Source organism: Bradyrhizobium sp. 17 (assembly GCF_023073515.1).
Classification (GTDB): domain Bacteria; phylum Pseudomonadota; class Alphaproteobacteria; order Rhizobiales; family Xanthobacteraceae; genus Bradyrhizobium; species Bradyrhizobium canariense_D.
Window position 1 is genome coordinate 1 of record NZ_JADPJQ010000067.1, and the last position, 19,184, is coordinate 19,184.

The window sequence follows — 19,184 nt, forward strand, 5'->3', positions numbered from 1 at the left end:
GCCGCCAAAGTGTTGTGCATCACCACTTGAACACCTTGCCTCGCCAAGCGCCCCAACTGGTCGAGATATCGGAAAGTATCGAGAAACGTGGAGGCCCAGGGATTTCCGCCGCAGGCGGCATCGGCCGTCTCGGTAAGCCACATCGGCTTTCCGGGATCAAACTCGTCACGAAGGTTGCGATAGAACGCGAGGGTCAGGTCGGTGCGGGCGAGCCACTCTTCGGAGAGCGCCGTATCAGCGCTCGTCTGCGGCATTCCGGCCGTTCCTGCGCATCGTTGCGAGGCCGCTCCATAGTGATGGTAGGAAAACGCGTCGAGGTCCGTACCCATCCGTCGAAGCATGTCAGACGTCGCTATCACGCCCTGAGACCCGTAGTGTATCATCGCATCCGGAGCCGTCGTCTCGCCTACGGAGCCAGGGCCCAGGATGCGCATGCCCGAAGCCGCCTGCCTGGCGAACGACGCGAAGAGCTTGAAGTCGCGACCGAAGGACTCCGCGTCGTAGCCTTTCGGCGCGCCCCCCATCGTCGCCATCGTAGGTTCGTTCATGAATTCGGCCGCTGCGATGTCGCCGCCGATCGAACGCGTGTAATCGAAAAGCCGCCTCGCCTGGCCAGGCGTCCAGACGCCGGCTGAATCGCGAACCCCAGGACTGATCGCCATCGAAGTCACGATCTTCGCACCGCTCGCCGCCGCGAAATCGACCACTCCCTTCCACCGTTCGCGGCTGAGCACGCCGCTGAATCCGGACGGCGGCGACGAAGGCGCCGGATCCGCGTCCGCGAAGTACGTCGTATTCGCCCACGTTCCGCTCACTCGAACGTACGCCGGGCCCAACGCAGATGCGAGCTTGCGAAGCTTGCCGTTCGAAAGATCGACCGGCGGACGATATTCGTACAGATTGGCGTCCATGCCGGCGGGGACATCCGATTTCTGCGAAGTGCCGCTTAGTTGCTTTCGCGAAACCGAACCGTATGGCTTCCAGAACATCCCGCCGGTAACTTCTAACATTTCGATGTTGTAGGACTGGAACCGCTCGTCGATCGAGCCCACCCGCATCATTTTCGAAGGATCGATTTTGATCGCCGCCTCCTGGGCGTGGGCATCGACGGAAAGCAAGACGATTCCGGCGAAAAGCAGTCTGATACGTCTCATGGGTCACCGCCTCTCCGCATGCGCACGTTGAAGTGGGCCTTCTCAATCCGGACGGCATGCCTCCAAGGCTAACATCGCACGCAGTCTGAGCGTCAAAAGCAGCGAAATACGGGCTTGGTGGCGGGCATCACCGTATCCGCCGCCGGCAGGAGGGGGCCGAAGCCGAGGCTTACGGCTTCGGCCGACCCGGGAGTGATAAAATTGCGACCCACGCCGGTCCGCTGTCTAAGAACGATGGGATTTTTCATTCCGCCGGCGACAGCCACATATTGAACTCCCCCGAGCATGTAGGTCACTACGCCGCCGCCGACGGGGTCGCCTAGACTGACAAGGTGAATATCATGCGGCTTGCTCGGCTCGAGAGCCTCCCGTCGGGATCTACACCGATTCCTAAGCGGCGTCGAAGCCTTGCTGTGCCGTTCGGCTTAGCCGACCCTCCTCCTGGTGACGACATTTCGGGCACGTGAAACGAATGTGCTGCAGAAGGTTCGTCGGTTTCGAAAGGATCGCGGCCATAGGCCATGTGCCGCAACGGGGGCATTTCACCAGGATGTTAGACGTTTCGATCATCGCGGCGTCTCCGAGGTTCGCAGCCCACATCCCGGAAAACTCATTCTTGCTGTAGCCGTTCCGACGGCCTCAGGTTCGATCTGGGCCACACGACCGGAGAGGAGCGCGCATTCGTTCTCCTTGTGGAAGCGAGCGCGCGCACGAAGCGTACGCCACAAGCCAGGTGGATTTGCCTTCGGCTGTCGAAGATCGAGGACGTTCGCTTTGCCGATGAGCCTTGGATCGAGCAAGAGTACCCGGGTCCGGTGCAGCGGTGTGTCGACCAGGTGCACCTGGAGGCGAAGCGACTACGACAGATCGGGGATAGCCTCGGCTGAGGGTCTGTACCCATAAGGATCCGCTCCGTACGCTGACGCGAAACTCGCCCTGCTTGAGCGTGATCGGCGGCTTTGCCGACCCCAAAGCCGACGTCGCGCGGTCGTAGAACTGGCGAGGCGGTCAATTCCGCACGATCGGCGCCCCGCGAAGTGCACTCCTGCCGATCTGCTTCAACCCATCGACCGAGGTCTCGCCCTTGCTGGCGGCTTCGAGGATCATCGAGGCCACGTGGGTGCGGGCAGCGGTCTGGTAGCAAGACACGCTCTCGCACACATCTTCGAGAACCGCGCGCAACAGCGCGGTGGTTTCAGCATCGAACATTGGAGGTCTCCCCCAGCGAAAGCAGCATCCTGCCTGAACCCGCCCAGCCTGGGATTCACGCAAGTTATGGATGACGAAAATTTCTGCGGAAGGACGGAGAGGATTGAGCGTGGCCCCGCCTTTTGAGGGCGGGGGGCTTGAGGGCGGAGCCACGCAAGGCCTTGCATTCGCGCGAGGCGCGCGGCACCAACGGCATCCGGCCGAGCCCGTTCCATGCGCACGAGGACTCCGCTCGCAACGCGAAGACCTACGGCTCGGGAGGCCGCAGCGGGCCGTGCGCCCATTTGAGGGCGTTGGGGTCGCGCAGAGGGTCGTCGTTGCAGTTGGTGCAGACGTACCGCGGCCGGCCTTCCGAAGCTTCGTCAGGCACAGCTTTCATCGGCTTGCCGCACGCCGGGCACGCCTTCCGGACCGGATGGAGCATGGCCATCTGTTTCCCCCCTGCGATGGCACTCTAGTTCAGCCGACATCGGGAGCTCAAGCTGCCCGATGAACTGCTGGTCGCGTTTACGCACTATTGCGGGCCTTCTTGACTCCGCGACCGCAGAGCACTCAACTCCGGGCAGTGATGTCGAGGGGCGTGTCATGGAGCAGGAGTTCTACCGAGGTCTGGCCCAACGAGTCCGCGGTATGGCCGAAAAGGCTGATCCGTTCACTCGGCGTCGTCTCCTGGATCTCGCCAAGCTGTACGACTCCAAGCGCGGCGCCGCAGGACCGGGCGCGACCGAACGGCCGCTGCCGGCGCCGCGCACGACGCCGCCTCCATCGAGCTTCTCCGGACCCGGTGAGTCCTGACGCGCCACGCCCCTGTCGTTCTTGATCTGGCGCAGCGCGCCGCCGATCGAGCGTGGCGGACTTCCCGCAGCCACGCCGAGAGAGCCCGCCAACGGAGCCTCGCGATAACCAAGCTCGCGTACCCGGCCGGTGGTTCTGGCCTCACCAGCGAGGATTCGAGGTCGTAGACGGGTGCGGCATCGCATTTCGTCCTGAACGCGACCCTAGCCGCTTGAAAGGGCGGCGGAGGAGACGCTGCGCGCTCCACCGGTGACGGGCTGCCGAATAGGCCACCCTTCCGTCCCGTTGTGCTCGGCAGTCCCGCGTAGGCGACTCAATTCCGACCACGCCAGCGCGGCGGAGATCCATCTCTGCCGCTCCGGCCCATCGGCTTCGGCGGCAAGCTTCATCGCCCCGACGGCCTGGCGCTCGGGGTCGTACTGGAGATCCATGGATGCAATATAGTTGCAGATAGTAAACGATCATGCACCGGTGGGACCGTAGCAATCCGGGGTCGGCTACCAGCCGCGCTGCTGTCTAGCCGTCTGGACGAGCCGCGCCCAATCCGGCCGATTCCTCAGGCGCGCCGTCGGCACTCCGTTGAAAGCGAGTCGCTTCCGGCTTTTGGCTCGTCGATTGTGATGATTGCTGGAGACCGGCTGAAGCGTAGATACGGATTGCGCAGGATACCTCCGTTTTCCATTCGAAGTGTCGGATGACGGTCTCGCGGTTGAACGATCCCGCCATGCTGATCAGTTGAAGGGAGCCAACCAATTGCTCGACCCGGCCGTCGCGTCCCAAAGGCAGGAGCAAGCGCTCACAATCGATCGTATGGCCGCCGCTGTTGTAGGTCGAAAACACGCTGTAGATGGCGCAGCCGCTGGCCACGCACTGCTCGGCGGCGGCTAGACCGAACTCCTTCAGGGCTGGTGGAAGAACCTCTTCCATCGATTTCCCGGCCCAGCTCGAATTGAAGACCTCTCCAACGCTGGTACATTGGTAAAGCGCGCGAAATGTGCGCCCGTCTTCCCGGCGCTCAACGCTCCAGATGATGAGTTGTTTTGAGTCGTGCAGCCGCGCTTCGGGCCTGAACTGGTCGAGCGAAGGAAAGGGCAGATCGCCGGCCGTGCGTGCCCAGTACCGGCACATGGCCTGCTGACTGATGGACTTCACATCGGCAAATGAACCGTCCGTGTATCGCATGGTCCAAAAACTATCCGCCACGCCTTAACGAGCGGTAGCCCGAGCAGCCTCTAACGGGCGACTATATGCCCCATATAGGTTGGCCGACCGGAGGGCCTTTTTGGAACGACGCCACTCGGACGGTCGCCGCCTACATCAGGGTGCTCGGCAGGCGTTGCGCGCCCTCCAAGAGCATCCAATTGCATCTATGAGGCAGATCAAAACCGAGCGTCCGAGGCAGCCTTGACGGTTAGGAGCCACAAAGACGCGAATACGATCGCCCAGAAGAAGTCGATGGCGCCGAACGGCACCACAGAGCCGACAACACGACCGGATCCAAATAGCGCAAAGACCGGGACGGCGAACGCCAGCTTTTCCAAAACGGCGAACAGCATCGCCGGTCGAAAGCGTAGCGGATCATAGGCAATCATGAAAAATACGCCTTGTGCGGCGAGAGCGGTACCGACGAAGCCATAGAAGTATTCCGGATGGGCCAAGACCCCCGTACCCACGGCGATGTTTGCCTCGAGGAAGTAGAGGGGCAATAGGACAGCGACACCGTAAACGCCAGCAGCTGTAAAAAGCCAACGGGCCAGCCTGAGCGCCCGAACATCCTTCATCCACGAATCCTTCCCTGCGGCATGCAAACCTTGGCGGCGAGTCGGATGCCGGCAACAAATTGTAGCCATCCGCGGCAAGAAAATGGCGCCGGAAGTTGCCAGTCCTGCGCGGGGAAGTGCGGTAGGACGCCATGGCGCGCGGGTCCCACCGCTGGTCGAAGATCCGGCAGAAGCGGCATTTTGTGGCCAATCCACGAATTCGTTTTTCAGGGATTCGTTTTCCGAGCAAAAATTTCAAGGATTCGGTTTCCAAGGATTCGTTCTCAAGGATTCATCTGTCGAAACGCGTTCGGATGGCCTCCGGCGACCGGACGGTCTCCGCCACGCCGCCGCGCCGGCGGGACCCGCGATTCCGCGCTCGCGGCGCTCCGCCACCTGCCGCCAGCGGCGCGGACGTGGCCGCGATGCCTGATCTGCACAGGCCGCGGAACAGGTGGGAAAAGCCGGAGCCTCTGCATTCCGGAATCCCTGACCCGTGCTAACCGCCAGGAACGAACCCGGGGTCCAAAGGATCCGTCCCGGCAGGAGCGATATCGATGCTGATGACGAAGGAAAGACCGCGGGCCATCCGCACGCTGCGCGGCTGGGCGATCCACGTGCTGCAGGGAGCCGGCGCCATCCACGAATGCGAGGAGCACGGCTGGGCGAAGGAAGTGCCGATCCGCAAGCGCGAGAGCACGCGTTGGCCATCGCCAGGCAGGCCCCCCGACCGGCTTGTCTCCGGATCAGGCGGTGGCCGAGGTCCGCGAACTCCTGGATTCGATCGGCGATACCTGCCCGGAATGCACGCCCTAACACTGGCCCGCGAGCGGACGTAATTTGTGCCGCCGCAACACGCTTGGCTCTCAAAATTGCGATGTGCCCCGCGTCGTCTTCTCTATCGGCGGCCCCGATCCCCTTAGTGGACGAATTCTACCGGCGTGCCCTTGGAAAGCCGTTCCGCGACGCGTTCGGCGTCCCAGTTGGTGAGACGGACACACCCGTGCGATTCCGACTTGGACACCTTTCCCGGGAACGGCGTGCCGTGGATCCCGTAGCCATCTGCCGAGAGATTGATCCACATCGAACCGACCGGATTGTTCGGGCCCGGCTTGATGACGAACGGCTTGCGCGAATGGACGCCCTTGAAGTGGTAGGCCGGGTTGTAGCGGTAGGTCGGATTGCGATCGATCTCCGTAACTTTCAATGTGCCCGAGGGAGATGGCTTCTCCTCACTGCCGATCGTCGCGGGATAGAATCCAATCAGGGCGTTCGACCTGTCGAACAGTTTCACCGTCTGGCGAGACTTGTCGACTTCGACCTTGGCCGCCTTCTCGGAGCTCTGCTCGGCCCCGGTGTCGATCACGACGATCGACTCGCCCGCCCGGTCGAGGTTGCGCCCCGGATTCAAGGCGGACAGCAGGTCCTCGCTCATATGAAACTTCTCGGCCAAACCTTCGCGCGGGCTCGCGTAGGACAGCTTCGGGATGTCCTTCATGTCCTCCATCTTCGCGGGAAGCTTCTTGAGGAACGGTCCTGCGACGTCCTGGTCCGCGATGGTGTAGTTCATCGTCACGGGACGACCGTCCGCTGCGAGCTTCCCCCAAACCTCGGGACCGACGTCGTCCGAGGGCGGCAATTGCTGCGCCTCCTCATAGGCGCGTAGGGCCTTCTTCGCATTCTCTCCGAACCTGCCATCAACCTCGCCAGGGGAGAAGTGCGCCCGGTCGAGCAGAACCTGCAGCCTGACCCCCGCCGGGGTCGGCTTCTCGCTCGAGAGCGTCTTTTTCGATGGCTCCGCGGTGTCGATCACCGCAGCCTTCATTTCCTTGCCGAATGCGGAGCTCGTCGCCAACATTAGGCAAATAAAGATACCACCAAATGCCGCGCTCCGACCCGGCGCGCGGAGACGCAAGCCCGTCACTTTCGATCCGCAGGCGCCTGAGCGTTTGCCTTGCTGGCGTCGGCCTTGTTCGCTTCGTGGTGACCAATGGCGCAACCCGCGGCGGCGCCAAGCTTGCCGTGTCCGGCCATGTGACCAGCGACGCCACCGACGATGGCCCCTTTGATGCAGCCCTTGGCGTTGGCGGCGGGCGCCAAGGCGAACGAGATCGCGGCCACCAAGGCCACTGACATGATACATTTCATCTGCATTCTCCGAATCTGGATCTCTGCCTGGTCAACGCGTCGCGGACAAGTTCCGTTCCGACCGTATAATTCCGGCCACTCATTCCCGGCCAGGCGGTCGTGCCGGCGCCCCCACGTCTCCAGCGCCGCCTCGATCGAGGGCCCGCGATGGCGAGTTCGTGGATGCCAAGCGATGTCCGGTAAGTCTTCAGCTTTGGTGATGGAGACTGCCGGCGGCCGCGCTCAACGCCGCCGAGCGAACCAGACTCCCAGTACGAAGGCCGCCAACAGCGAGCGCAGCGGCGCCTCCACCGTCGCCTTCCGGAGCCGCTCGGCCAGTTCATCCACGGACTGCCGGAGGTCCGTTTGCGTCCTCGTCCGCGGCGTTTCCCGAGGAGGATTCTCAAAGCCGCCCTGATCTTTCGTCAGCCCGGAGGCCTCCGTCATCGCCGAGGTTTCGCGGTCATCCATGCGGTCCTCCTACGTTTGCTGTAGCAAGCGCCATCGAGACACCAGGTTTCTAAGCCGACTTCCGCCGCGCCCCTGACGCGGGCTTCTTCACTGCTGTTTCCTTGGCCGGCTTCTTGCCCGCGATCGGCATCAGCATCTCCTTCTGGCCGGCCGCCGCCTTCTTGGCCTTCTTGACCGGCTTCTTGGCAGCCGTCGTCTCGGCCGCCGCGCCGACGACGCTCTTGCGTAGCGCGTCCATCAGATCGACGACGTTCTCGCCTTTCGGCCGGTCCTTCGGCACGATCGGCTTGCCGGCGCGCTTCTGGTTGATGAGGTCGACCAGCGCCGTTTCGTACTGGTCCTCGAACTTGTCGGGTTCGAAGGATCCGGATTTCTGGTTCACGATGTGCCGGGCCAGGTCGAGCATGTCCTTGGTGACTTTGACGTCCTGAATCTCGTCGAAATACTCCTTGGGATCGCGCACTTCGTAGGGGTAGCGCAGCAGCGTCCCCATCAGCCCCTTGTCCAGCGGCTCCAGCGCGATGATGTGCTCGCGGCTGGTCAGCACCAGGCGCCCGATCGCGACCTTGTCCATCTCCCGGATGGTCTCGCGGATCACCGCGAAGGCGTCATGCCCGACCTTGCCGTCTGGACGCAGGTAGTAGGGGCGGATCAGGTAGCGCGGATCGATGTCGGTCTTGTCGACGAATTCGTCGATCTCGATGGTCCGGGTGGATTCCAGCGCGACGTTCTCGAGCTCCTCCTTGGTGACCTCGATGAAGGTGTCGGTGTCCACCTTGTAGCCCTTGACGATGTCCTCGTTCGGCACCTCGTCGCCCGTGTCGGCGTCGACCTTGAGATACTTGATGCGGTGGCCGGTCTGCCGATTGAGCTGGTTGAACGAGATCTTCTCGCTCTCCGACGTCGCCGGGTAGAGCGCGACGGGGCACGTGACGAGCGAGAGCCTCAGAAAGCCTTTCCAGTTCGCGCGGGGCCATGTGTACGCAACGCTCCGGGTATGGGGACTTGGACTCAAGACGAACGAAGGGCGCCGGTTCCGACACGCAGGCCGCTATCCACGCGATTCATTCGGCACCGGCTGCTGCGCCACAGAGGTCGGAAATCGCCTCCTTGACTCTACGAACGAAAAGGGAACATGGCCGTATGAAAGGCGCTTGCGACCGGACCGAGCCCCTGTCCATTGCCTTGGAAAGCATTCGCGACTAGGGCGATTGCGGCGTGCGGCGGCGATGCCCGGGAAACCGTGAAGGTCCTGCTGGTCGCGAACGAGTTTCTGGAGGAGCAGCTGGACGAGCTCCGCTCGAAGGTGTCGACCGGCTACGCCCGGGAACGGCTCCCTGGGGCGCGCGAAAGCAGGACGAGCCAGATGTCTCCTTTGTGTGTCCCGGTTGTGAAAGGGTGGCCGAAACCGAGACCGAGTTCAAGCCGGTCCGGGTTGTCCCTGACAAGCTCGCGGCGCCGAGAGTCGTAGCAGAGGCCGCCTAAGCGGTGAGATGGACAAGCGATTTCTTCATGGCCGCGGCGACGATTGCGGAGATCGCCGTAAGTCCATTACTCCTGCCATTGACGAGTCCCTGGCAACCGCCCTCCTTTTGAGAAGGGCGTTGGATGGTGCTTCGGTCACGACCGATTAGAACATAACAAGGACAACAGAGGCGAGGCTTTCCAAGGCCGGAAATGGGAAAAGATGCAGGCCGTGCGGTGGGTGTCGGAACGGCCGGGCGAGATATACGCAATGCAGGTGGTGCAGCGTGATCGTTATCAAGCTCGCTGAGGCTTTTTTGGGCCGAGCACGGCGTTTTGCGTTCCACGGCGGCGGAGCGGACTCCTCGCTCTCTGCATTCAACGAGCTTGAGGAAGCCGCGGCTAAATGCTGACACTCAGCACCAGAGCAGGTGCTGCGGCTCGCAATCTGAGCCGCACTTGTGGTGGATCGCCAAGCTTGTCCCTGTTAGCCATCTGTAACCGCTCGGAGGATTTGTCGGATGACGGCTAAAATCGATCTTCTGACGCTGCAATTGTTCGTGGCGATCGTCGAGGAGCAGAGCATCGCGAAGGCGGCGGAGAAGAAGAACATCGCCGCGTCCGCGGTCAGCCGCCGCATCTCGGACATCGAGGATTTGTTCCAGGTCGAGCTTCTGCATCGCCATTCGAAGGGAATCGAGCCGACACCGGCCGGGTTTGCCCTGCTCGAGCATGCCCGGATCATCCTCGGCAACCTCAGCAAGCTCGAGAGCGAGCTGACCGGATACCGGCAGGGCAAGCGCGGGCTGATCCGGATCTGCGCCAACAAGTCTGCGATCCTCGAAGCTCTCGCCGACGAGCTCAGCGTGTTCCTGGAGCGGCATCCGCTGGTCCACATCGACATCGAGGAGGATCTCAGCCCGGCGATCGTGCGCGCGGTGGTGGAGAACCGGGCCGACATCGGCATTTTCGGCGGCAACATCGACGGGCAGGATCTGGAGTTGCTGTCCTATCGCAGCGACAGCTTGGTCGCCCTGGTCACGCGCGACCACGCGCTGGCCGGCCGCAGCAACATTCGCTTCCGCGAGCTGGTCGATTTCGACTTCGTCAGCTTGGAGAAGGGGAGCTCGATCGAGACACTGTGTGTCAGGGCCGCCGCTTCTCTCGGGCAGCACATGAAGGTGCGCATCCGCGTCAGCAGTTTCGATGCGCTGTTTCGGGTGATCGATGCCAAAATGGGGGTCGGCGTGGTGCCGCTCGAGATCGTCCGCGGCCGGTACGGCATCGACAGCCTCGTCACCGTCCCGCTCGACGAGCCCTGGGCCCGGCGCGAGCTCGTCATGGGCGTGCGCGATTACAAGTCGCTGCCCCCGGTCACGAAGCTGCTGGTGGACCATTTGCGGACCCCGGATGAGGCGCGTCTCACCACGGGCGGCGTCTCCGACCGGCTGACGGTCGCGCGCGGCCGAAGCTGACGCCGCTCGCGCCAACGCCGGCCATCGCCGGCCGCGATGGCACCCTGCCAAACCGTCACTGCACATTTGCGGGACGCTCTTCTATCCTTCTTCCCGAATGGCCGTCGGTCGGCATGATCGGCAGCACATACGGCACATCAGATGCCGAACTTGGGAGGACGGATCGTGGACACGCGCGGTCGCACGCTGCTGGCCAAAATCTGGGATCAGCATGTCGTTGCTCAGCTCAGCGACGATACCGATCTGCTTCATGTGGATCGCCATCTGCTGCACGACCTCGGCGGCTCCCGCGGCCTGCTCGATCTCAAAAGCCGCAACACTCCGGTCCACAATCCCGAACTGACCTTCGCCACGCCCGATCATGCGATTTCGACGGCGTCCGGGCGGGCCGGCACGATCAAGACCGGGTGGGATCTGCTGGCGGCGTTGCGAACCGAGACGTCTGCCAGCAACATCCGGCTGTTCGACCTCGACCAGCCCGGGCAGGGCATCGTCCATGTCATCGGCCCCGAGCTCGGTCTCAGCCTGCCCGGCTGCCTCATCGTCTGCGGCGACAGCCACACCTGCACCCATGGCGGGCTCGGCGCGCTCGCCTTCGGCATCGGCTCCAGCGAGCTTATCCATGTGCTGGCGACCCAGACCATCATCCAGCGCCGGCCGAAAACCATGCGCGTGAATTTCGACGGGCGGCTACCGTTCGGCGTCACCGCGAAAGATCTCATCCTCGCCTTGATCGGCCATGTCGGCGCCGCCGGCGGCTCCGGCTATGCCGTCGAATATGCCGGCAGTGCGGTCCGGGACCTGCCGGTCGAAGGACGGCTCACCATCTGCAATCTCTCGGTCGAGCTCGGCGCCAAGATGGGGCTGATCGCGCCGGACGAGACGACGTTCGCCTATATCCGCGGCCGTCCTTACGCGCCGCAAGGCGAGATGTGGGACCGCGCCGTCGGGGCGTGGCGGACGCTTCGCAGCGACAGCGACGCGGTGTTCGATCGCGAGATCACGATCGACGTCGGGGCCATCATCCCGCAGATCACCTGGGGCACCAGTCCCGAGCATGTCCTCGGCGTCGATGGCCGTATCCCGGATCCCGCTGATATCGCCGATCCGGCCCGCCGCAGCGCGATCGAGATCGCGCTCGACTATATGGGCCTGAAGCCGGGCGCGCCGATCGCCGGCACGAAGGTCGATTGGGTCTTCATCGGCTCCTGCACAAACAGCCGCCTCAGCGATCTGCGCGCCGCGGCCGAAGTCGCGCGCGGCCGCAAGGTCGCGCCGGGCGTGCGCGCCTGGGTCGTGCCGGGTTCGGAGACCGTGAAGCGCGAGGCGGTGGCCGAGGGGCTCGACAAGATTTTTCTCGAGGCGGGCTTCGAATGGCGCGAGCCCGGTTGCTCGATGTGCCTCGCCGCCAACGGCGAGACGGTGCCGCCCGGCCAGCGCTCGGTGTCGACGTCGAACCGGAATTTCATCGGCCGGCAAGGGCCCCGCGCCCGCACCCACCTGGCGAGCCCTGCCATGGCCGTGGCGGCGGCGGTGTCCGGCGCCATCGCCGATGTCCGAACCATGGAGCGCTAGATGGCGCAAGCTTTCACCAAGATGACCGCGACGGCGGCGCCGATCATGCGCACCAATGTCGATACCGACGTCATCATCAGCATCAACCGCATGATCGGAAATTCGGTCCGCGGCAGCCTCGGCAAATGGGCCTTCGGCTCGCTCCGCTATTTGCCCGACGGATCGGACAATCCGGAGTTCATCCTCAATCGCGACCCTTACCGCGGGGCGGAAATCTTGGTCACGGGACCGAATTTCGGCTGCGGCTCGTCACGCGAAGCGGCGGTGTGGTCGCTGCAGGAAATGGGCATCCGCGCCATCATCGGCTCCGGCTTCGGCGACATCTTTTTCGCCAATTGCTTCCAGAACGGCATCCTGCCGGTGGTGCTGGATAAACCCGTGATCGACAGCCTCGCTGCAGAGATCGAAGCGAGCCAGGGCGCGGGACGAGTCAGCGTCGATCTTCAGGAGCAGACGGTCACCTCGCCCTCGGGCGTGCGCCACGCGTTCGAGATCGATCCGCGCCGGCGTGCGGGTCTGCTCGAAGGCCTGGATGAGATTTCGCTAACGTTGCGGCGCGACCAGGAGATTCGCGCATTCCAGTCATCCGACCGCGACGCGCGGCCATGGATTCACTTTGCAGGATAATCGGCAAGATCATCGTCAGGACACATCAGGCATGAACACGCTCTCGAACATGATCAAGGTCGCCGTGGTCGGCGGCGAAGGCATCGGTCCTGAGGTGACCGACCAGTCCCACCGCATCCTCAAATGGTTTTCGGCGCGGCGCGGTATTCCCGTGGCGCTGCGCGAGGCGCAATACGGTCTCATCCCCTATCTCGCGACCGGCAAGGTGCTGCCGGATGACACCGCCGAGGCGATGGAGGAGGCCGACGCCATTCTCTGGGGCGCGACCGGTGGCCCGGAAACCACGGAGGTGCCTCCGGCCGCGCGCAAGACGGGAAGCCTGCTGTCGCTGCGCAGCAAATACGACCTCTATGCCAATCTCCGGCCGATCGTCGCCAATCCGGCGCTGGCGGATTCGGCGCCGCTCAAGGCCGCGGTGCTGAAGGATGTCGATTTCATCATCATCCGCGAGCTTACCAGCGGCATCTATTTCGGCGAGCCGCGCGGCATCGAAACCCTGCCCGACGGCCAGCGCCGCGGCTTCAACACCCAGCAATACACCACCAGCCAGATCCGCCGGGTGGCGCGCACCGCGTTTGAGCTGGCGCGGACGCGCAAGGGCCGGGTCTGCTCCGTCGACAAGGCCAACGTGCTGGAAACCAGCGTGCTGTGGCGCGAGGAGGTCACCGCGCTGCACGAAGCAGAATTCTCCGATGTGGAGCTCACCCACCTCTATGTCGACAATGCCGCCATGCAGATCGTGCGGGCGCCGTCGCAGTTCGACGTCATGGTGACCTGTAACATTTTCGGCGACATTCTCTCCGATTGCGCCGCGATGGCGTCAGGCTCGCTCGGCATGCTGCCGTCAGTCTCGCTCGGGCCGCCGGACCGGCTGGGCCGGCGCAAGGCACTCTATGAACCGGTCCACGGCAGCGCGCCCGACATTGCGGGCAAGGGCATCGCCAATCCGCTCGGCTCGATCCTCAGCGTCGCGATGATGTTGCGCATCACCCTCAATCGGCCCGATGATGCCACGCTGCTGGAGCAGGCCGTGGACACGGCGCTGGCTGCGGGCGCAAGAACGGCCGATATTGCCGAACCCGGCGCAAAAAGACTTTCGACCAAGGAGATGGGCGATGCGGTTTTGAACGCGCTTGACAAGGTGGTCGGCAGAGAGAGGGAGCACGCGTGATGAGAACTCGGGTCAGCAGACGGGCCGCGTTGACGATCGTCGCCGGCGCCGGTGCCTCAATGGCGGCAGGGCGAGCGTGGGCGGATGCCCCGTCGGGCCGCGTGATCTATCCGGTGGCCATTCCGATCTATCAGTCTCAATTCGTCGCGGATCGGGCCGGGTTCTTCAAGGAGGCCGGCCTCGACTGCAAGCTGATTCAGGGCGGCAGCGGCGTGAAGACGCGCGAGATCATCGCCTCGTCGCAAGGAGATATCGGCATCGGCGATATCACCCACCCGATGCAGCTCAGCAATCACGGCCGCAGCGCGCGGGTCCTGATGCCGGTCGATACCCGCAGCAACGCCGCCATCTTCATCATCCGCAAGGATCTGTTCGACCAGGGCATCACCAGCCTGCAGGCGCTGGCGAAGTGGAAACGGCCTGACGGACGCAAGCCGATCGTCTCGGTATCATCGTTGGGCGGCACCAATCACGTCTGGGCCTCCTATTACATGGAAACCATGGGACTTGACGACAAGGTGACCTGGATCGGCACCGGCAATGTCGACACCATGATGGGCACGTTGAAGACGAAGCAGGTGGATGTTCTCATCAACTCGCCGTCGATCCTGAAGGATTCGATCGAGCAGGGCTGGGGCGCGCTGTTGTTCGATGGAACCGACGAGACGGTCTGGGTCAAGTACATCGGCGGCAAGGTCCCCGTGACGTCTCACTTCACTCTGCAGTCGACGATCGACAAGGACCCGCAGAAGATGCAGGCGTTCGTCACGGCGCTGTGGCGCGCAACCCAGTGGATCAAGGGGCATTCTCCCGAAGAGATCTATGATGCGATCGAGCCGTATGTCGGCAGCACGTCGCGCGACGCGAACCTTGTCGACATCGCGATCATGAAGAAGGTCACCGACTACGAATGTATTATCGATGCGGCCAGCTTCGCGCGCGGCGAGAAGGTCTGGTTCCGTGAAATGACTGGCATCAAGCCGCTCCCGATGGCCGATGTCGTCAACACCAGCTTCATCGAAGCGGCACGCAAGGCCTATCCGGCTTGACGGTGCAGGTCTTACACGTACCCCAAATGGATACGCCCCCCGAGATGCGGCGCATCGATGTGCGCGGATTGTGCAAGACCTTTCAATTGGCGGGCGCGGCCATCGAGGCGGTGCGCGACGTCTCCTTCAATGTCCCGCGCGGCGAATTCGTCGCGCTGCTGGGCCCATCCGGCTCGGGCAAGAGCACCGTCCTCAACATGATCGCGACACTGGTCAAGCCGACCAGCGGCCAGATCCTGATCGACGGTGTGCCCGTCGTGCCCGGACGGGCGACACCTGACGTCGGCTATGTGTTCCAGCGCGATACCCTGTTTCCCTGGCGCACCGTCGCCGACAACATCGGCTACGGCCTGGAGCTGGCCGGGGTCCCGGCGGCGGAGCGAAAGGATCGTGTCCGTGCTTGCCTCGCGCAAGCCGGACTGGGGGGTTTCGGCGATGCCTACCCCTCCGCATTGTCGGGCGGCATGCGCCAGCGCGCCGCCTTGATGCGAACGCTAGTCGTCGAACCGCAGGTCCTGCTGATGGACGAGCCGTTCGGCGCGCTCGACACCCACACCAAGATCGACATGCACGATGTGCTGCTTCGTATCTGGGAGCGCGAGCAGCAGACCGTGCTGTTCGTGACCCATGATCTCGGCGAGGCCCTGACGCTGGCAGACCGCATCATTCTGTTTTCCGCGCGGCCCGGCCGGATCAAGGAAACCTTCGAGGTGGATTTCGATCGCCCGCGTAACGCCGTGAAGATCCGGGAGACGCCGCGTTATGCCGAGCTGTTCCAGCTGATCTGGCACTCGCTAGGTGAGGAGTTCATCAAGGGCCGCAAGCCATGAGACGCGCGCGCCAACCAGGCAAGACGCTGGCCTGGCAGATGCTGATCTGCGTCTGCTTCTTGTCGATCTGGCAGTGGGGATACGCCCTGCATGCCTACCTTCCCGGGCTGGTACCGGATCTGCTCGACCCGTATTTCGTCTCAAAACCGTCCGACATCTTCGAGCATTTTCTGATCCTGAGTTGCCTCAAGTCCAAGCTCGGTGTCTTCAACGGCTGGTTCAACGGCGAATTCGCCCGCTGCATGGCGCGCTCCGAGAACAATCTCTGGATCGCGACCGCCGTCACGCTGAAGAACACCTTCTTCGGCTTCGTGACCGGCGTCAGCAGCGGCTTTGCGGCCGGCCTCGTGCTCGGACGTTCGGATAAGTTGAGCGCGATCTTCCAGCCGTTCATCACCGCGGTGAATTCCATTCCCCGCATCGCGCTGGCACCCATCATCGTGCTGGCCTTCGGCATCGGCGACACGTCGAAGGTCGTCACGTCCTGGATCGTGGTCGTCTTTCTCGTGTTCTTCAACACGTTCGAGGGCGCCCGCTCGATTGACGAGGGCTTTGTCAACGCATCCCGGCTGCTCGGCGCCAGCGAGTGGCAGATCACCCGCACGGTGGTCATCCCCTCGACCATGGCCTGGGTCTTCGCGTCGCTGACACCTGCGATTTCGTTCGCCCTGATTGGGGTGATTGTCGGCGAGTTCATCGGTGCGGAACGGGGGATCGGCCGCCTCATCATCGAATCCGAGGCGCGCGCGGAGGCCTCGGGAATGATGGTCGCGGTCGTCGTGCTGATGCTGGTCGGTGTTGCGCTATCCGCATTGATCTGGCGATTGCAGGCCTACCTGCTTCGCTGGCAGCAGCACAATCTGGCAGAATAACTCTCCGCACCTTCGCGACCGGAGCTTCGTTGGATCGACCATCATTCTCGTGGCTGGCTCGCCCAAGCTCGCGCACCCGTCGTCCTCTCGCGATGCAGGAGCTTGCGTAGCGTAGAGGGGTCGGCATACCCTACCCTCTCCGCAATTTCATCGAGGCCGAGCCGCGTCGTGTCCAGCAACTCCATTGCCTTGTCGACGCGCAACTTTTGGACAAATTTCACCGCTGAAAGTCCGGTGGCACGCTCGCAACGGCGCGCGAAAGTCCGCGCGCCCAGTCCGACGGCTGTCGCGAGTTCAGAGATCGAAAAGGTCCGGTCCAGTCGACTGCGGGCCCACCGCTCTGCGCGAGAAATCCGTTCGTCTGCGGCGACGAGATAGGACAGTGCCATGTAGCGGGATTGCGACTGCCTGTGGTCCAGCAACAGAAACCGTGCGCAACTCTCCGCGAGCTCAGGTCCGGCATGGCGCGCAACTATCGAGAGCATGAGGTCCAGCTGAGCCATCGCGGCTCCTGCAGTCAGTACCTTGCCGTCGGTCAGCACCATCGCCTCCGCCTCAAGCATCACTTTTGGAAACAGATTCCGGAATAGGGGCGCAAGCCACCAGGTCGTCGTTGCACGGCGGCCATCCAGAAGTCCGGCGCTCGCGATCAGAAATACGGCCGAACAGGAACTTGCGATTTCGGCTCCGGATCTGAAGGCCGCTTGCAGAGCCTTTCTTGCCTTTTCGGCATCTCGACGCTGCAATCCTTCGCGGATGAGTTGCTCATCCGTCCAGGCCAGCCCCGGGACGATCATCACGTTTGCAGGTCTGCGGGGCACTTCCTTGGCGGAAAGTCTCGCGAGTCTCCTGGCCCATTGTGCCCCGGACCCGGAAATTCTGATGTCGAAGCAGGGCGGTCGTCCCGCTTTTGCAAGAATGCCGTTCGCCACTCCGATGACCTTGAAGGTGATGGCTACAGAACGCCTCCGTCTTGCCGCCGCCTGTAGCCATGTAGAGGAGGCTGGCTGATTCCTCGTCGAAACCGGCGTCAAAGTCAGTCGCGTACGCTTCGAGGCGCGAGGCCAAGGTCGGTATGTAGGCGAGAATGAAGGCCAGCTGGAATAGGCGCCATCCAGCCGATGCAACCCCTTCTCTCGGAGGATTAGCGCGAGCAAAAGTACGGTTGAGCAGCAGCCAAGCGCGATAGGGCAACGCGGCCGCCGAGCTGGCCGAGGCTCTCCATGCACGCTGGGAGCGGTGCAGCAGGTCGATCCCATGACGGATCCGGTCCGTCTCCCTACGCCAGCTTTCTAAGTCCGATTCGAAGCGTCGGCGTTGGGCGGCTTCATCTGCTCCCGAGCCTTCTTCGCCAGGCTGCACGATCTCAGTGCCGACGGCGACGCCCTCGAAAAGATCAAACCTTGGCTGAACTGGAAACCCGGGTCCGGCAACTGGAAGCGGAGCAAACGCCGGCCGCCCCCGAAAGGCCGCTGGAAGCCAAAGAGCGGGATAGCTTGCTCAAGAGCGTCATTGGCATGGCGCTCGACAGCTACAAGTACGAGCCAAAGCTGAGCCGGAGCACCGTACCGCAACAAATTGCGGACGATCTAGCCAAGCACGGCCTCGTTTTGGACGTAGACACCGTCCGGAAGTGGCTGAAGCTGGGGGCTGAGTTCTTGCCGCCACAATGATTGCCGTACAAAATGGTGCCCCGGGCTGCCGTTAGCAGTTGCCCCGCTGCTAACAAGCTTTGGCCGGCCACGGTCTGTCGCATTCTCCGTCATAGCAACGCATGTTGCTTCGTCTTACATAGCCAGACGGGTGCTGGCGTGTCGCCCCTACGCCCGTAAGGAAAAACAATGTCAGTTAATAAGTCCAAAGACACTTTGCCCAAAACGCCGAACGCCGAGAACAAGGTTGTCCAAGCCAAGCCGGAATCTTCAACCAAGACTGAAGACAAACCGGACGCTACACCGAAAAAGCAAGATATGGGCGAGGGTCAGAAGGCGGTATCCAAAGCCTATAAGGACAACTGGAACGCAATATTTGGGAAGAAGAAAAGGCGATAGCACGTCTTTAGTGCCATGGAGAGCTGTGCAACCGCAGCAGTTTCAGTGTCGCCGTTTGAACCCCTTCCAACGTGAAGGCCCGACATTGCTGCCGGGCCTCTCTTACGGTTGACCTCGGAACGGTTGAACTCAGAAATCCATACCACCCATGCCACCGCCACTCGGAGGCATGCCGCCGCCAGCGTTCTTCTTCGGCAATTCGGCCACCATGGCTTCGGTGGTGATCAGGAGGGCCGCGACGGAAGCTGCGTTCTGGATGGCCACACGCACCACTTTGGTCGGGTCGATGATGCCCTTCGAGATCAGGTTGACGTATTCGCCGGTTTGGGAGTCGAAGCCGTAGGAATACTGCTCCTTTTCGAGGATTTTGCCGATGATCACTGAACCGTCTTCGCCTGCGTTGATCGCGATCTGGCGAGCGGGCCATGAAAGCGCCTTGCGCACAATCTCGACGCCGGTCTTCTGGTCGTCGTTCTGGGTCTTAATGCGCTTGAGCTGCTCGGAGGCGCGGAGCAGGGCGACGCCGCCGCCCGGCACGATTCCTTCTTCCACAG

The 19,184-nt window shown here is 62.9% G+C and carries 20 protein-coding genes and 1 pseudogene; 11 read left to right on the plus strand and 10 right to left on the minus strand.

The window, feature by feature from the left end; translation table 11 throughout:
* Both IVB13_RS12035 and IVB13_RS12040 read right to left on the minus strand, forming a co-directional pair.
* Positions 1–1,154: hypothetical protein (locus IVB13_RS12035; RefSeq protein WP_247488971.1), on the minus strand; the 1,154-nt coding region annotated here is incomplete at its 3' end.
* Between the two features lie 1,008 nt (positions 1,155–2,162).
* A complete protein-coding gene (locus IVB13_RS12040) occupies positions 2,163–2,363 on the minus strand; it encodes a hypothetical protein (protein WP_247488973.1) in 201 nt (66 codons plus the stop codon).
* A gap of 585 nt (positions 2,364–2,948) precedes the next feature.
* Here IVB13_RS12040 and IVB13_RS12045 point away from each other — a divergent pair.
* Positions 2,949–3,158 (plus strand): hypothetical protein, encoded by a 210-nt coding sequence (locus tag IVB13_RS12045; protein WP_247488975.1) that lies wholly within the window; start codon positions 2,949–2,951, stop codon positions 3,156–3,158.
* A 516-nt stretch (positions 3,159–3,674) separates the two neighbouring features.
* Here the strand turns inward: IVB13_RS12045 and IVB13_RS12050 are convergent.
* Complete coding sequence (locus IVB13_RS12050) at positions 3,675–4,340, minus strand: hypothetical protein (protein ID WP_247488977.1); 666 nt, start codon at positions 4,338–4,340, stop codon at positions 3,675–3,677.
* Positions 4,341–4,537: 197 nt separating this feature from the next.
* Positions 4,538–4,939 carry a hypothetical protein gene (locus tag IVB13_RS12055; protein WP_247488979.1) on the minus strand — a complete coding sequence of 134 codons (402 nt, stop codon included), beginning with the start codon at positions 4,937–4,939 and terminating at the stop codon, positions 4,538–4,540.
* Between the two features lie 536 nt (positions 4,940–5,475).
* Here IVB13_RS12055 and IVB13_RS12060 point away from each other — a divergent pair.
* A pseudogene (locus IVB13_RS12060) lies at positions 5,476–5,734 on the plus strand (hypothetical protein).
* Between the two features lie 103 nt (positions 5,735–5,837).
* On the opposite strand, the gene IVB13_RS12065 reads toward IVB13_RS12060, so the two are convergent.
* From IVB13_RS12065 to IVB13_RS12080, 4 genes are all read right to left on the minus strand, one after another.
* Positions 5,838–6,743, minus strand: coding sequence for a L,D-transpeptidase family protein (locus IVB13_RS12065; RefSeq protein WP_247488981.1), 906 nt, complete (start codon positions 6,741–6,743; stop codon positions 5,838–5,840).
* A 95-nt stretch (positions 6,744–6,838) separates the two neighbouring features.
* Positions 6,839–7,066: a hypothetical protein gene (locus IVB13_RS12070; RefSeq protein WP_247488983.1), complete on the minus strand. Its 228-nt coding sequence runs from the start codon at positions 7,064–7,066 to the stop codon at positions 6,839–6,841.
* A gap of 222 nt (positions 7,067–7,288) precedes the next feature.
* Positions 7,289–7,516: a hypothetical protein gene (locus IVB13_RS12075; protein ID WP_247488985.1), complete on the minus strand. Its 228-nt coding sequence runs from the start codon at positions 7,514–7,516 to the stop codon at positions 7,289–7,291.
* Positions 7,517–7,565: 49 nt separating this feature from the next.
* Positions 7,566–8,531 carry a Ku protein gene (locus tag IVB13_RS12080; protein WP_247488987.1) on the minus strand — a complete coding sequence of 322 codons (966 nt, stop codon included), beginning with the start codon at positions 8,529–8,531 and terminating at the stop codon, positions 7,566–7,568.
* 970 nt (positions 8,532–9,501) lie between these two features.
* Between IVB13_RS12080 and IVB13_RS12085 the strand changes: the two genes are divergently transcribed.
* The 7 genes from IVB13_RS12085 (at position 9,502) to IVB13_RS12115 (ending at position 16,579) form a co-directional block, all read left to right on the plus strand.
* Positions 9,502–10,455: a LysR family transcriptional regulator gene (locus IVB13_RS12085; RefSeq protein WP_247488989.1), complete on the plus strand. Its 954-nt coding sequence runs from the start codon at positions 9,502–9,504 to the stop codon at positions 10,453–10,455.
* A gap of 162 nt (positions 10,456–10,617) precedes the next feature.
* A complete protein-coding gene (gene leuC / locus IVB13_RS12090) occupies positions 10,618–12,030 on the plus strand; it encodes a 3-isopropylmalate dehydratase large subunit (protein ID WP_247489115.1) in 1,413 nt (470 codons plus the stop codon).
* Positions 12,031–12,657, plus strand: a complete 627-nt coding sequence (leuD, locus tag IVB13_RS12095) for a 3-isopropylmalate dehydratase small subunit (RefSeq protein ID WP_247488992.1) — start codon at positions 12,031–12,033, stop codon at positions 12,655–12,657.
* Positions 12,658–12,688: 31 nt separating this feature from the next.
* Entirely contained in the window at positions 12,689–13,828 is a 1,140-nt protein-coding gene (gene leuB / locus IVB13_RS12100; protein WP_247488994.1) for a 3-isopropylmalate dehydrogenase, read from the plus strand.
* Complete coding sequence (locus tag IVB13_RS12105; RefSeq protein ID WP_247488996.1) at positions 13,828–14,877, plus strand: ABC transporter substrate-binding protein; 1,050 nt, start codon at positions 13,828–13,830, stop codon at positions 14,875–14,877. The genes leuB and IVB13_RS12105 overlap by 1 nt, the downstream gene beginning before the upstream one ends.
* A gap of 26 nt (positions 14,878–14,903) precedes the next feature.
* Positions 14,904–15,707, plus strand: a complete 804-nt coding sequence (locus tag IVB13_RS12110; RefSeq protein ID WP_247488998.1) for an ABC transporter ATP-binding protein — start codon at positions 14,904–14,906, stop codon at positions 15,705–15,707.
* On the plus strand, positions 15,704–16,579 hold the full coding sequence (locus tag IVB13_RS12115; protein ID WP_247489000.1) for an ABC transporter permease: 876 nt from the start codon (positions 15,704–15,706) through the stop codon (positions 16,577–16,579). The genes IVB13_RS12110 and IVB13_RS12115 overlap by 4 nt, the downstream gene beginning before the upstream one ends.
* A gap of 41 nt (positions 16,580–16,620) precedes the next feature.
* Here the strand turns inward: IVB13_RS12115 and IVB13_RS12120 are convergent, their stop codons facing one another.
* Positions 16,621–17,376 (minus strand): helix-turn-helix domain-containing protein, encoded by a 756-nt coding sequence (locus IVB13_RS12120; RefSeq protein WP_247489117.1) that lies wholly within the window; start codon positions 17,374–17,376, stop codon positions 16,621–16,623.
* Between the two features lie 606 nt (positions 17,377–17,982).
* Here IVB13_RS12120 and IVB13_RS12125 point away from each other — a divergent pair.
* Both IVB13_RS12125 and IVB13_RS12130 read left to right on the plus strand, forming a co-directional pair.
* Positions 17,983–18,252 (plus strand): hypothetical protein, encoded by a 270-nt coding sequence (locus tag IVB13_RS12125; protein WP_247489002.1) that lies wholly within the window; start codon positions 17,983–17,985, stop codon positions 18,250–18,252.
* Between the two features lie 168 nt (positions 18,253–18,420).
* Positions 18,421–18,630 (plus strand): hypothetical protein, encoded by a 210-nt coding sequence (locus IVB13_RS12130; RefSeq protein WP_247489004.1) that lies wholly within the window; start codon positions 18,421–18,423, stop codon positions 18,628–18,630.
* Positions 18,631–18,759: 129 nt separating this feature from the next.
* Here the strand turns inward: IVB13_RS12130 and IVB13_RS12135 are convergent.
* On the minus strand, positions 18,760–19,184 hold a 425-nt coding region (locus tag IVB13_RS12135; RefSeq protein WP_276578361.1), incomplete at its 5' end, for a TCP-1/cpn60 chaperonin family protein.

Excerpts from the sequence above, each read along its gene's own strand:
- IVB13_RS12040 (WP_247488973.1), bottom strand. The coding sequence starts at position 2,363 with ATGTTCGATGCTGAAACCACCGCGCTGTTGCGCGCGGTTCTCGAAGAT.
- IVB13_RS12045 (WP_247488975.1), top strand. The coding sequence starts at position 2,949 with ATGGAGCAGGAGTTCTACCGAGGTCTGGCCCAACGAGTCCGCGGTATG.
- IVB13_RS12050 (WP_247488977.1), bottom strand. The coding sequence starts at position 4,340 with ATGCGATACACGGACGGTTCATTTGCCGATGTGAAGTCCATCAGTCAG.
- IVB13_RS12055 (WP_247488979.1), bottom strand. The coding sequence starts at position 4,939 with ATGAAGGATGTTCGGGCGCTCAGGCTGGCCCGTTGGCTTTTTACAGCT.
- IVB13_RS12065 (WP_247488981.1), bottom strand. The coding sequence starts at position 6,743 with ATGAAGGCTGCGGTGATCGACACCGCGGAGCCATCGAAAAAGACGCTC.
- IVB13_RS12070 (WP_247488983.1), bottom strand. The coding sequence starts at position 7,066 with ATGAAATGTATCATGTCAGTGGCCTTGGTGGCCGCGATCTCGTTCGCC.
- IVB13_RS12075 (WP_247488985.1), bottom strand. The coding sequence starts at position 7,516 with ATGGATGACCGCGAAACCTCGGCGATGACGGAGGCCTCCGGGCTGACG.
- IVB13_RS12085 (WP_247488989.1), top strand. The coding sequence starts at position 9,502 with ATGACGGCTAAAATCGATCTTCTGACGCTGCAATTGTTCGTGGCGATC.
- leuD (WP_247488992.1), top strand. The coding sequence starts at position 12,031 with ATGGCGCAAGCTTTCACCAAGATGACCGCGACGGCGGCGCCGATCATG.
- leuB (WP_247488994.1), top strand. The coding sequence starts at position 12,689 with ATGAACACGCTCTCGAACATGATCAAGGTCGCCGTGGTCGGCGGCGAA.
- IVB13_RS12105 (WP_247488996.1), top strand. The coding sequence starts at position 13,828 with ATGAGAACTCGGGTCAGCAGACGGGCCGCGTTGACGATCGTCGCCGGC.
- IVB13_RS12110 (WP_247488998.1), top strand. The coding sequence starts at position 14,904 with ATGGATACGCCCCCCGAGATGCGGCGCATCGATGTGCGCGGATTGTGC.
- IVB13_RS12115 (WP_247489000.1), top strand. The coding sequence starts at position 15,704 with ATGAGACGCGCGCGCCAACCAGGCAAGACGCTGGCCTGGCAGATGCTG.
- IVB13_RS12120 (WP_247489117.1), bottom strand. The coding sequence starts at position 17,376 with ATGATCGTCCCGGGGCTGGCCTGGACGGATGAGCAACTCATCCGCGAA.
- IVB13_RS12130 (WP_247489004.1), top strand. The coding sequence starts at position 18,421 with ATGTCAGTTAATAAGTCCAAAGACACTTTGCCCAAAACGCCGAACGCC.